Annotated in this window: 5 protein-coding genes; 2 read left to right on the top strand and 3 right to left on the bottom strand. The window is 46.5% G+C overall.

Annotation, left to right across the window (positions count from 1 at the left end; genetic code table 11):
- Positions 1-36: 36 nt before the first annotated feature.
- Complete coding sequence (fur, locus tag DQX04_RS01140) at positions 37-498, top strand: ferric iron uptake transcriptional regulator (protein WP_111913965.1); 462 nt, start codon at positions 37-39, stop codon at positions 496-498.
- 3 nt (positions 499-501) lie between these two features.
- Complete coding sequence (locus tag DQX04_RS01135) at positions 502-1,533, top strand: trans-acting enoyl reductase family protein (RefSeq protein WP_111913964.1); 1,032 nt, start codon at positions 502-504, stop codon at positions 1,531-1,533.
- A 62-nt stretch (positions 1,534-1,595) separates the two neighbouring features.
- Here DQX04_RS01135 and DQX04_RS01130 read toward each other — a convergent pair whose 3' ends face one another.
- From DQX04_RS01130 to glnS, 3 genes are all read right to left on the bottom strand, one after another.
- Positions 1,596-2,186, bottom strand: a complete 591-nt coding sequence (locus DQX04_RS01130) for an outer membrane beta-barrel protein (protein WP_111913963.1) — start codon at positions 2,184-2,186, stop codon at positions 1,596-1,598.
- Positions 2,183-11,386: a tandem-95 repeat protein gene (locus DQX04_RS01125; protein ID WP_111913962.1), complete on the bottom strand. Its 9,204-nt coding sequence runs from the start codon at positions 11,384-11,386 to the stop codon at positions 2,183-2,185. The genes DQX04_RS01130 and DQX04_RS01125 overlap by 4 nt, the downstream gene beginning before the upstream one ends.
- A gap of 276 nt (positions 11,387-11,662) precedes the next feature.
- Positions 11,663-13,333: a glutamine--tRNA ligase gene (glnS, locus tag DQX04_RS01120; RefSeq protein WP_111913961.1), complete on the bottom strand. Its 1,671-nt coding sequence runs from the start codon at positions 13,331-13,333 to the stop codon at positions 11,663-11,665.
- Positions 13,334-13,347 lie beyond the last annotated feature (14 nt).

Raw genomic sequence — 13,347 nt, 5'->3', positions numbered from 1 at the left:
TAATCAGCTATCGCATTTAAGTGAAAGAGAGAATTCATGTCGAGCACCGATATTCAACTGAAAAAAGCAGGTTTGAAAGTTACGTCTCCACGCCTAAAAGTGCTGGAGGTACTTAAAGAGCCTGAAAACCAGCACATCAGTGCGGAAGAAGTTTTCAAGATTCTCCTCGAGAAAGGTGATGAAGTTGGCTTAGCAACGGTTTATCGTGTTCTCAACCAATTCGACGACGCCGGCATTGTTACACGCCACCATTTCGAAGGCGGTCGTTCTGTATTTGAACTGAGCAATAAAAATCATCACGACCACTTAGTATGCCTTACCTGTGGTCGCGTTATTGAGTTTGAAGACGACATTATTGAGAAACGCCAAGTTGAAGTAGCCGACAAAAACAACATTAAACTCACCAACCACAGCTTGTATCTCTATGGCGAATGCCAGAATGCAGACACCTGTGAGCATAATTCAGAAGATGCAGAGCATCACAGGGTCGAGGTGTAACTGATGCGTTGGATGATTTACGGTGCATACGGCTATACCGGTGAACTTATTACTCATCACGCCAAGAAAATGGGTTACCAACCTATTCTTGCAGGCCGCAATGAGGGTAAAACTCAAGAACTTGCTGAGCGTACTCAGCTTGAATACCGTGTTTTCGACCTCAACGCAGACGAGATTAAAGAGAACCTAAAAGATGTTGATTTAGTTGTCCATTGCGCAGGACCGTTCGAAATTACTGCCGAACCAATGATGAAAGCTTGTATTGAAGCTTCAACTCACTACCTCGACATTACCGGCGAAATTAGCGTTTTCGAGCTTGCGCATAGCCTTCGAAATGAAGCAGAAGCAGCAAACATTGTGCTTTGCCCAGGTGTTGGTTTCGACGTTATTCCCACCGACTGCTTAGCTGCTCGCTTAAAGTCGCAAATGCCTGACGCTACCCAATTGAAGCTCGGTTTCGACTCTCGTTCTAGAATGAGCCGAGGGACCAGCAAAACGAGTGTGAGAAGATTAGGCGAAGGCGGTGCCGTTCGAAAAGATGGAAAAATCATCAACGTGCCGTTGGCTTACAAAACCGAAGAAATTAATTTTGGCGACGGTAAAAAGCTAGCCATGACCATTCCTTGGGGTGACGTTTCTACGGCCTACTACACAACCGGCGTACCGAACATAGAAGTTTATATACCTGCAAGCCCAAAACTTGTGAAAAGTTTAAAGCGTTTAAACTACGTACTTTGGTTCCTAAAGCTCGGATTTGTGCAGAACTGGTTAAGTAAAAAGGTCGACAAACAACCTGCGGGACCAGACAGCAAAGAGCGTGAAAAGCTTGCCACTTGGGTGTGGGGCGAAATCTCAAATGAGAGAGGTGAAACCATAACGCTTCGGGAAAAAGTGCTTAACGGTTACACGCTAACTGCACGAGGCGCTACCGAGCTCGCCATTTATGTCTTGAGAAATCAGCTTAAACCTGGGTTTTACACCCCTTCTCGCCTATACGGCGCCAAGCTAATCGACCGCTTTCTTGCGGAAAAATAGCTAGAACTCAGCCATCAAAGAACGATCTAGGGGACAAGTTTCAACTTGTCCCCTTTTTTATATCAGTTCCCAAAATAACGAGTTATACCCAAGCTAATGCTATTCACATGGGTTTGCATTTGATAATGACGCACACCCACATGAATATCCCAATGTTCACTAATCGCATAGCGCGCTTTAAAACCACCATAAAGATCAAAGTCATTTAAGGTTGTGCGCTGAGTTGTTTGACCTATCATCTGGCTTTCAATATCTGCGTGCCAACGGAATAGTCCAAACTCTGTAGTAAATTGCCAAGTTTCGTCAGTAAGCAAGGCATATTCAGCGCCAACCGTATAACCTTCAGCCAACACAGGCGCGACCGAAGCGACCTGCTGGTGATAGGCACTAGGATTCAGCGTATCTGTCCATAAAACCGCATAACCCTCACCTTGGTTAACATAACCCAAAGTTAAAGTTGCTCGGTCGTCAATGGCATAACCCATCTGTATGTTAAAACCGGTATCGCGGTCTTGAACACGCAGCGTGTCGACTGAGTACTGCTGCATTGCTGTGTTGTATTGTCCAATATTAGCTTCAACATGAACTTGTGCATGACCACTGTAACTTAACCCTAAGCTCGCAAGCGCAAGCGACGTTATCCATGTTTTCATCGTACACTCCTTTGCTTCATCCCCTTTGAACGGTTTGCTTGATAGAGCCGGCTATATATGCGCCAGCTCACCACGAACAATAACCACACAGACATTAGCCAAGCCGCACCGCCGCTTCGATTTGTCACCGTAACGGTTTCATACGCACTTACTGATACAGCAAGCTCGGCTTCAGCTGTTGCACCGAACGTGTCTTCCACGCTGTAGGTAACTCGGTCTGTGCCGTCAAAGCCCGCTTGTGGAGTATAAGCTATCTGATTATTCATGATACGCACTGTACCGTACTGCGCGCTTACGGCGTTCAACGTTAAGCTGTCATCGTCCGCATCAGTATCGTTAGCCACCACATCTACGGTTAAGCTTGTACGATCATCGGTTTGTGCCGTATCGTCCACCGCTACCGGCGCGCGGTTTGGCAACACGTTAATAATTAACACTCCAATGTCTGTGCCTTGATATCCGTCTTCGATAGCATATTGCACACGCGCTTGCCCTGAGAAGTAAGTCGGTGGCGTATACCTTACTGTGCTATCGTCAACAATACTGACCTGCCCCATATTCGCCGACACACTTGTTAATACCAAGGTATCTGAATCAGCATCCGTGTCATTGGCAACCACGTTTACTTCAATCGGCTGTTGCCACAATGTCTCGGCTGCGTCATCAACAGCAACAGGTAATGCATTGTCTTGGATGGAAACAGCAACACCACCAGGATCGGTAATCGCAGCATTTACACTACCATCCCCATCATTAGGGCCACCGTCCTCTAACTTAAGCTGAACACAATGATGTCCTGCATTTAACCCCGTTTGCCACTCTGGCGCCCCAGGTGCTGGACATACTCCTGGTTGTCCTTGCGCGCTATATAGGGCATTGCGACTATCTTCCGCAAAATCTATCCATTGGCCATTCACAAACTTCCGGTAACGCGCATCGGTTGGAATAGGTCTGAACTGCGGCAACACCACCAGCACAGACTGCCCTGGCGTTGCTAAACCACGCAACACAAAGTCATACATTCCACCTATGTTACGAGCATCGAGATCTTCACCGACCATGCTCAACACCTCATTGGCGGTCATCATCGTGCCGCCTGACACGCTTAACATGGACATACCACCTCGACTAATACATACATCTGCCGAGGTTTGAACAAAGAAACGTCCGTTATCAAGACCCTGTTGCGCAGGAATAAAGGAACATTGAGGCACATTATCCAAGTAGTCCGGAATACCATTGCCATTAGTATCGCCATGACCCTCATCAATGTCGCTAATAAGGTCGCCGTCACTATCGCCATCACCGAGATTCGGCAGCGTTGGTTTTACTTCAATGTGCAATTCAGCTTCGTTTGAGAGCATAGGAACACCATCATCAGAGACGGTAGCGCTAACCGTATACACTCCCGGCTCAACATTTGCGGGATTAAACACAAACTCATTCGCCTGTCCCGGCTCTTGCTGTAAATTCGATGCCCACTGCAGTGATAGCACGTCATAAGGATTGGTATCGCTGTACTGAGCGCGTATGGTCACATTGCCATCGGTTTGGCTCACTACCCTACGAGACTCGCCTTGTTGTTCAGCAGTCAGGCTAACCGTAGGCGCAACATTAACTTCACTCAAGGTTACGGTGTGCGAAGCGTTTGCACCTAAGTTTAAGCTCTCATCAAGCGTAACCACTACTGTTTCATCTCCTTCAGCCACGTAATCTTGGTAGCTAGTGAAGGTAATCAGTCCCTCAGTACCATTGGCTAGGGTTAACGTTCCGCTCTCTAGATCATGGTCTTCGCCAAATGTTGCCGTACCACTTACTTTATAAGGAACAGAAAGCGCATATTGAGGAGCTCGACCACTCAACATTACGCGTATCGTTACTTGATTACCTTCAGCTACCACTTGGTTTTGAGCTAATGAAACCTGTGGATGAATACGCACCGTCTGGCTTGCCGTCACCGTATTACCTTGATAGTCGGTTGCTTGCCACAACACAGAGTGTGAACCTGAAGGCAACTCGCTAGGCTGATTCGGGTCAGCTAACGAGACTGCTAGTGGATTACCCGCAGCGTCTTCAGCCGAGAATGCACCGAAGTCTACTGGCGTTAACATGCCTGTGGCATTTATATCGATATCATCAGGTGGTGTTAGACTAGGCATTGCCCCACCACCGCTACTACTTTCTAACGTCAATACAGCGGTTGCATTGTCTGACAATCCACCGCCGTCTTGAACTGTGTATTGCATCGAAACTACATTGTGCCCGCCTACGCTTGGTGCTTGATACACCAGCATATTATTCTCAACAGTCACCGAGCCCACACTACCACTGCGCATTTTAGCTTGCTCGATATTCAGTGAATCGTTGTCGGGGTCCGTATCATTAAACAGCACATCGAGTACATAACGCCCACTGCTCTCAACCTCTCGAAGGAAGTTATCGTCAACAGCAACTGGAGCGTCATTCACATTTGTCACGGTAATCGAGAAAGCAGGTAAAGCCGTGCTCGCCTCTCCATCTGACACTTGAATGACTATCGACTCAGTGACCGTACCCACAAACTCTGACGAAGGCGTACCACTAAGAAGTCCCGTCTGCGCATCAAACATTGCCCACGGCGGCATGTTTTCGATACTGAACGTCAAAGTATCACCGTCTAAGTCTGATGCTGTGGGTATAAACTGATATGTATTACGCTCTGCAACACTCGTAGCCGGTTGCCCACTAATCTGCGGCGCATCATTCGTGTTGCTCACCGTTAAGGTAAAGCTTTGCGTGTCACGCGCATTTACAATGTCGCTCGCAGTCAGTTCAACCGTATGCGTACCCACATCATCTTGGCTTGGCGTGCCACTCAGTACACCAGAACTTGCGTCAAAGCTTAACCACGCAGGTAGGCTTGTTGCTGCAAGCGTAACGCTGTCGTTCGCATCAATATCTGTAGCAACTAAGGTATAGCTATATAGGCTACCCTCTGCTGCGCTCGTCAATGGTGTCGAAGTGATCACTGGCGCATCGTTAACATTGACGACCTGTATCGTAAACTCAGGAAGAGATACATTTTCAGTACCATCGGACACGGTCAACGTTATCGGCCCGTGCATTCCTACATGATCATTATTCGGCGTACCTGAAAGTTCACCGCTTTGGGTATCTAGTGACAACCATACCGGCGCACCTAGCACCGAGAAGCTCAACATGTCTCCGTCGGCATCTGTCGCACTTGGAGTAAATTGATAAAGGATATCTTCACTCACCTGCGTTGGAGGTAAACCCGCTATGCTCGGTGCGTCGTTCACTGCTTCTACAGTTAAGGTAAGTGTTGCAGTATTCGACACACCACCTTCGTCGTCTGCCACTTGATAAGTTAGCGTATCAACACCATGGAAACTGGCGTTCGGGTTATAAACAATACGCCCATTCAATACTGCAGCGTTGCCTTGCAGCGGTGCGGTTAGAATAGTTAACGTTGTGCTATCAAGCTGACCGTCCACATCGTAGTCGTTTCCTAAAACGTTCACGGTATGACTATGGTCTTCTAGAAGCTGCGCCACATCATCCACCGCTACAGGTGCATCGTTCACGCTATTTACCGTTACACTGACTAACGCAGGTACAGATGTTGACCCTTCGTTGTCTTGCACTTGATAGGTGAAGCTGTCACTGCCATTAAAGTCAGCATTCGGCGTGTAAGTAATGCGTCCATCAGGTTCTACAAGTGCACCACCCGACTGCGGTAAGTCAACAAGGCTAACGGAAGTTACAACAAGTGAGCCGTCAATGTCGCTATCATTTGCAAGCACCTCGATAGACACAGCATTGTCTTCGTCGGTACTCACCGCATCGTTGTTCGCTACCGGAGCATCATTTGCACCCGTTACGTTAACTGTTACGGTACCGGTGTTCGACACTGCACCGCCTGCATCACTAATGGTGTAGGTAAAGCTATCCGTTCCAACAAAGTCGGCACTTGGTGTGTATTCAATTTGCGCTCCCGTGACCTGGGTAGAACCGTTGCTAGGAGCAGAAACAACGGTTAATGAATCCACATCTAAGCTGTCTCCAACATCCACATCGGTATCGTTGGCAAGTACAGAAATCAGTACCATAGTGTCTTCTGGCGTTACCACTGCATCATTTACTGCCACTGGCGCATCATTCACTGCATTCACAGTAATAGACACTACAGCCTCGTTCGACATCTCACCTTCAATATCCTCTACGGTATAACTGAAGGTATCTACACCATTAAAATTAGCATTCGGAGTGTAGGTAATAGCACCACTTGCCGTACTTACACTCACTTGGCCATCGGTTGATGCAGACTGAATAGTTACTGAGGCGGGGTTAATGGCACTGTCCACATCACCATCATTGTCAAGCACACGGACAACTGCTGCATTATCTTCATTTGTGCTAACAGCGTCAGCTACCGCTACAGGTGCATCATTAATAGGAGACACAGTTACATTGACAGTAATGGTGTCCGTGTCGGTACCATCCGAAACTTGCACCACAAAACTATCGTTTCCTGCAAAATCGGCGTTTGGCGTGTACTGCACATCTTTACTATTACCAGCACCCGATACAGTAGCAACACCATCATTCGCAGGGCTCGCAAGTGACCAAGTTAAGCTGTCATTGTTAGCATCTGTGGCATTTAGGGTTAAGGCAAACGCCGTTGGCTCTCCGTCCTCACTCATGGTGACTGAAGTGGAGTCACCCTCGGTAATCACAGGAGGCTCTTGATAAAGCTTCTCAATAGTAGCTTGCTGCGTTGCACTTTGGTTGTTCGCACTGTCAGTTAAATATACCGAAAGCGTTAATGTACCCTCATTTAAGCCACTCAAGTCATTTAAGGTTACAAGCTCTGATGTGCTGGTAACATTACCGGTACCGTTAACATCAGTCGTACCATCACTCACCGAATATGTGTAGGTAGAGCCAGTCTCCGCGCCAGTAAATGCAAAACTTGAACTGCCTTCATTGTCGGCATTAATTACACTTTGCTGCCAAGCAACGGTAAACCCAGCAGGAGCAACCGTATCCACGGTATGGGTAGCGCCTGACGTAAACCCACCAACTATGGCGTTTCCGCTTACGTCCTCTAGGTTATGGCTAGCCGACAAATCAAGTCGTAGCGTCCCTTCTCCACTAATATTCTCAACAGTCACTGTTTTACTACTTGCGGCAGCCGAGGTAACGCTTATTGTTGCTGTCACCCCTCCAGTTGCGCTCAACGAAAAGTCGCTAGCACTGAAGCTGCCTACACTTTCACTAAAGTTTACATTGAATTGCACGGAGTCCTCGTTAGCTGCTGGGGAGCCAACAAGGCTAACGGAGTTCACCGTTGGAATTGCATCGGAATTTAGCGAAATTGAATCTACAGCTGGTAAGTCTGGTGTACTGCCACTTGGGTCGTCGGCAGTTAACGTAAAGCTCTCCTGATCAGAAGTACCGGTATAAATTAAATTATTAAAAACTGCCACACCCGAAATTGCAGTCGCTACATTGTTGGTCAAAGTTCCAGCACTGCTCTCGGTTAGGGTAATCACATGGCCATAGTTAATATCTGTATTACCAAACGCGTCTTGCGCGGTTATCACAGGCTGTGTAGTTAAAGGAGAGCCCGACACAGAGCCTCCAGGCTGCGTGGTAAAGACCAGTTCTATTGCGAAAACCTCAGCAAAAAAGCCTGTGCCATCGTCTATCGCGGTGGTTGCTCCCATTCCCGTGCCGCTAGACAGTGTGGTGACATCGGTACTACCGTCAATCGACAAGGTAAACGTGCTTCGGTCGGAAATATTACTCGGGTTGTCTACCGTTGCATAAACGGTATAGGTTTCGCTCGTTCCATTTCCAATTGAAATCGTCAAGCCCGAGAACGTCACGGTATTCGTTCCTGCATCGTATGTGCCCAAAACATCCGTGGCATCAGGACCAGAAAGCTGCCACTTAATTTGTGAGCGCTCAGCGTCACTACTGGTTCCAGCAACGTGTACTGTAATATCACTCACCGCCATTGGAACACCGTCCGATGTTGCGCCATCACTCAATACAAAGTCGAAAACATCGAAAGCCAAACCAAGATTATCCACGAATAATGGCTTGGTCACTCCAGTTGGAATAGTACCTGCCACAAGGTTGCCGTCGGCATCTGTAAATGTTTGAAAAGAGGTGACACCACCATACGCAGTGCCCACAGAACTGATAGCATAGGCTTGATAATAATAACGAGTACCTGCTGTTAAACCAGTGACCCCCTCGCTAAAAATACCCGTACCCGTGCCATTCACAACTTGAGTAACATCTGCTTCACCAAGTTGTGGAGTATTGTCGACGCTAGAGTAAACAAAGCCACGCTCAGTAACGCTTGCGCCACCATCGTCGGTAATATTGCCGTTTAGCGTGGCGGAATTTACGGTAATATCTGAGCCGACTGAACTAAACAGAGATGGAGCATCTGCATTTGCCGGCGAGAGCATAATGTCGTCAATTTCAAAACGAAATATATTCATTGAGAAACTTATGCGAAAGCCGTAAATGTTCTTAGGGGGAGTGTCAAAGTCATTCGCATCTAAAGTGTAAAGTACTTGCCCCTGCGTAGTAAACGTAGCAGTAGCTGCAGTCTGTTGCGCGTTATCAAGTGCTTCTATCGTGACCGTTCCAGCATTTCCTTGGTAAGCAAACTGAAAAGAACTTAATTGAAATGAAGAGCCATCATGTGCCGAGAAATCAATCTCCCCTAGAGCAAGGAGTTCATAAATTACCAACCCACTATCTCCGGGCCCAGTAACACCGGCTGATGTGGAATTAGCATTTTCATAATCAATCCAAATATCTCTGAAACTTGTATCGTCGGTTACCGTAACATCCAAACCAGAACGGGTCACTTGCGCCGAGCCATCAGCGAATAGATTTTCCACATGAACTGGGCTTCTATCAATAACTATTTGCGAACTACCCGTACCAAAGGTAATCAATTGTTCGGTAAGTGGCGGTGTAAGCGCATCTAACAGCTCAATATCATCAACTTGAACAACATCTGCCGCGCTGGCAAAAGATATCTGAAAACCGTAAATATGGGTTGGCGAGTCGTCAAAGTCACTGCCGTTAACAGTATGAAGTGTGTGGGTTGCCGCGCTATCGATAATCGCCGTTTCCAACACGCTGTCGTCGCTGTCTAACGTAGTTATTGTTACGTCGGTAGCAACCCCGCTAAATGCGAATTGAAAGGAACTTAACTGGAATGGCGCTCCCGTGCTAGACCGGTAAGTAACAGAGTTCACCGCAGGAAAACAGCTGCTGGATAGCGTCATGGCACTGTCGCCCGTACCTGCAATACCCGAACCAACAGCGTCATTAACGCTGTTCAGTACGTTTACGTCGTTCGCCGAGCTATCGACACTCAGGTCAAGCCCAGAACGCACACTAGCACCGTCCGCAATAAAATTAACCACGCTAGGGTCTCCACCCGACGCTAGCTGTTGATTATACGTACCAAAATTAATGGTTTGACCTACCAACGGTGGGGTTAACGGTTCGTGTAGCAAAATATCGTCGATTTGAAAATAAGCTATAAAGTCAGAGAAAGATATTTGAAAACCATAAATATTCTCTGCATTGAAGATACTACCTTGTACTGTATGAATGGTTTCTACAGCAGCTAAACTTAAAGTAGTTGAGGCTATTGCGTTCCGGTTTTGATCCAGCGATGTAACAGTAATATCCTGCAAGGTACCACTATAAGCAAATTGAAAGGAATCAAGCTTAAATGGCGAGCCGTCGTTAGAGGCAAAAGCAATGCTGCTATCTACAAAACTCTGGATTCGTAGCTGCAGAGCAGCATCAGTGGCGTTAGCAATACCTGAGTTCGTAAAACTATTATTGTCTATAGAAACATCAACGAAAGCGGCGGCGCTAACTGCTAGATCTAATCCGGAGCGCACTGACTGAGTTGCTCCATCTGCAAAAAAATCCTGTACAGCAGGGTTTACTCCATTGGCGAGAGAACCCTGCTGCGCTTCACCAAAAGTCATAGGCTGCCCTTTCAGCGGTGTGGTCAACGGCTCAAGTAACTGTATATCGTCTATTTGGAAATGCACCACTATGCCAGAGATCGATATTTGAAAGCCATACAAATTGCCCGAATGAAAATTGCTGCCACTCACTGTGTAAAGTGTATCGCCAGCGGCTGAACTTATGGTGGTTGAGCCTATTGCGTTATGGTTCTGGTCAAGTGCGGTAATGGTAATGTCCTGCGCGCCCCCGTTAAACGCAAATTGAAACGAGTCAAGTCTAAAAGGAGAGCCATCGTTTGAAGTAAATACAATGCTTTCAGGAGTGCCAGAGAAAGAAAGTAGGCTCAGAGCTGCATCTGTAGCACTAGCAATGCCTGAATTAGTAGAATCCGAATTTTCATAGGATAAATTGAGAACGTTACCATCTACAGTCACTGCGACATCTAACCCAGAACGTACTGACTGCCCAGCACCATCCGCAAAAAAGTTTGTTACATTGATATTAGAACCAGCTTCAATCAAGAGCTGATCATCGCCAAAAGTAATAGGTTGCCCTGTCAGCGGTGGTGTTAGTACAGCGGTATAACCATTTGGCGCTGCTGCATTTAAAGCAGCAACTTCTTGGCTTGCGTGGGTATAAAACTCTAAGTCCCAGTTTCCTCCTAAAGCACTCGCTCCTGTTAAGTCGGTGGACGCTGCTACGTTAGCTGAGGTTGCATTTCGTAGTTGTGAAACAAACGATTCACCCGCTTCGCCCTCTGCTAAGTCGCAGGCATAAAGTAGTAAGTCACCGTTGTCGTTTAAGCTATTTTCAATACTTGTTGTTAAATGTTGGTGTTGCGCTAAGTTGCCAACATTAAGCTGTGATCCGGCTAAATTTAATTGACCTGAAGCACCGTGAGAAAATATGTGAACGGCATCAACATGCTGATATTGGCTTATTTTACGGGCTAAAGATGTCGTAGTGTCTGACGGGGTTAAATATATAAAGGAAGTGTTCGAAGAAAAAGCAGCAGCAAGTATTTCAGGGTCTTGCACGTCATGGTCAATAATAACCAGCTCAGTAGGTGAACGCTCCACGCTTTGAGAAGCCGTTACTTGTTCCGTTCCAAAAGCCATTCCAACTACAACCCAAAACCCTACTACTAAGGCTCTAGCACCTAATCCTTTGATGTCCATGTTTTCTTCCCAACGTATTGCGTTATATTTTTGTGTTCGTTTTTTATTAACATCCCGAGTTACAACAGGCAGAACTTTAGCATAATTTTTAACCACTGAAGGTTAAATAATTGTTGCGTTAATAATGGATGAGTATATTTATATGCACTCTTAGAGTGAATATTCGTGGGGTTGTTACATTCACTGCTAACTTAGAGAAGGGAATTCCGAGCCATAAAAAAAGCCAGAAAACACTGCTTTCTGGCTTTTCCTTGAACGATAGGAATATTATTTAAACTAGCTTTGGCCTTCTATTTTTGCCCAGCTGTCTCGCAAGCCCACGGTACGGTTAAACACAACGTGTTCATCAGTAGACGACTTGTCTTTGCAAAAATAACCAACACGCTCGAACTGATAGCCAATACCTGCTTGAGCTTCTTTCATTGAAGGTTCAACAAAACCATTTACCACCACCAACGACTCGGGATTTAAGCTCTCGTTAAAGTCGTCTTCCGCTGCCGGATCGGGTACCTGAAACAGTCTGTCATACAAACGAACCTCAGCAGGCACAGCGTGCTCTTGCGAAAGCCAATGAATAACGCCTTTCACCTTACGTCCGTCTGCCGGATCTTTACCCAATGTTTCCGGGTCGTACGTGCAGTAAATCGTGGTTACGTTGCCTTCGTCGTCTGTTTCAACACGCTCAGCCTTAATAACGTAAGCATTACGCAAGCGAACTTCTTTACCTAGCACGAGGCGCTTAAATTTCTTATTCGCCGACTCACGGAAGTCTTCCTGTTCAATATACAACGTACGCGAGAAAGGAACTTTGCGCGATCCCATAGACTCGTCATTAGGATGGTTAGGTGCGTCTAGCCACTCAGTTTCACCTTCATCGTAGTTTTCAATCACCACTTTAACTGGGTCTAGGACAGCCATAGCGCGAGCTGCATTCTGGTTCAAATCATCACGAATACACGACTCTAGAACACCCATCTCTACGCGGTTGTCCATTTTCGTAACACCAATTCGGTGCGCAAATTCGCGAATTGAAGCTGGCGTATAACCACGTCTTCTTAGGCCTGCAATGGTTGGCATTCTTGGGTCATCCCAACCTTCCACATGACCTTCTGTAACTAACGAGTTCAGCTTACGCTTACTCATTACCGTGTACTCAAGATTCAGTCGAGAAAACTCGATTTGCTGTGGATGGCAAGCAATTGAAATGTTGTCGAGAACCCAGTCATACAAACGGCGATTATCTTGGAATTCCAATGTACATAACGAGTGGGTAATACCTTCTAGCGCATCCGAAATACAGTGCGTGAAGTCGTACATGGGGTAAACACACCATTTGTCACCTGTTTGGTGATGGTGAACGTGGCGAATACGATAAATAATTGGGTCGCGCATCACCATAAAAGGTGAAGCCATATCTATTTTTGCACGTAAAGAACACTCGCCTTCTTTATATTCACCCGCTGTCATACGAGTGAACGCGGCTAAGTTCTCTTCTACTGAGGTGTCGCGATATGGGCTATTTGTGCCTGGAGTTTTCAACGTACCGCGCATTTCTCTAATTTCGTCTTGATTAGAGAAATCGACATACGCTAAACCTTTTTCAATAAGCTCCACGGCAAAACCGTGCAACGCATCAAAATAGTTTGAAGAATAACGCTCTTCGCCATTCCATTCGTACCCTAACCAACGAACATCGTCTTTAATCGCGCTTACATATTCTTGGCTTTCTTTTAGCGGATTGGTGTCGTCGAATCTTAGGTTACATGAACCTTTGTAATCTTCTGCGATACCAAAGTTGAGAACGATAGATTTTGCATGACCAATATGAAGATAGCCATTCGGCTCAGGCGGAAAGCGAGTATGAATTTCTCGGTGTTTGCCCGTTTCTAGGTCCTGGTCAATGATTTTTCTAATAAAATTAGTTGGACGTGTGGCGTTCTCGGCCATTCAAAGGTTCTCCA

Source organism: Aliidiomarina sp. B3213 (assembly GCF_003290085.1).
Taxonomy (GTDB): Bacteria; Pseudomonadota; Gammaproteobacteria; order Enterobacterales; family Alteromonadaceae; genus Aliidiomarina.
This window is presented reverse-complemented; position numbering and strand designations above follow the sequence as displayed.

Coding starts and splice junctions, on each gene's coding strand:
- DQX04_RS01135 (WP_111913964.1), top strand. CDS start 502: ATGCGTTGGATGATTTACGGTGCATACGGCTATACCGGTGAACTTATT.
- glnS (WP_111913961.1), bottom strand. CDS start 13,333: ATGGCCGAGAACGCCACACGTCCAACTAATTTTATTAGAAAAATCATT.
- fur (WP_111913965.1), top strand. CDS start 37: ATGTCGAGCACCGATATTCAACTGAAAAAAGCAGGTTTGAAAGTTACG.
- DQX04_RS01130 (WP_111913963.1), bottom strand. CDS start 2,186: ATGAAAACATGGATAACGTCGCTTGCGCTTGCGAGCTTAGGGTTAAGT.
- DQX04_RS01125 (WP_111913962.1), bottom strand. CDS start 11,386: ATGGACATCAAAGGATTAGGTGCTAGAGCCTTAGTAGTAGGGTTTTGG.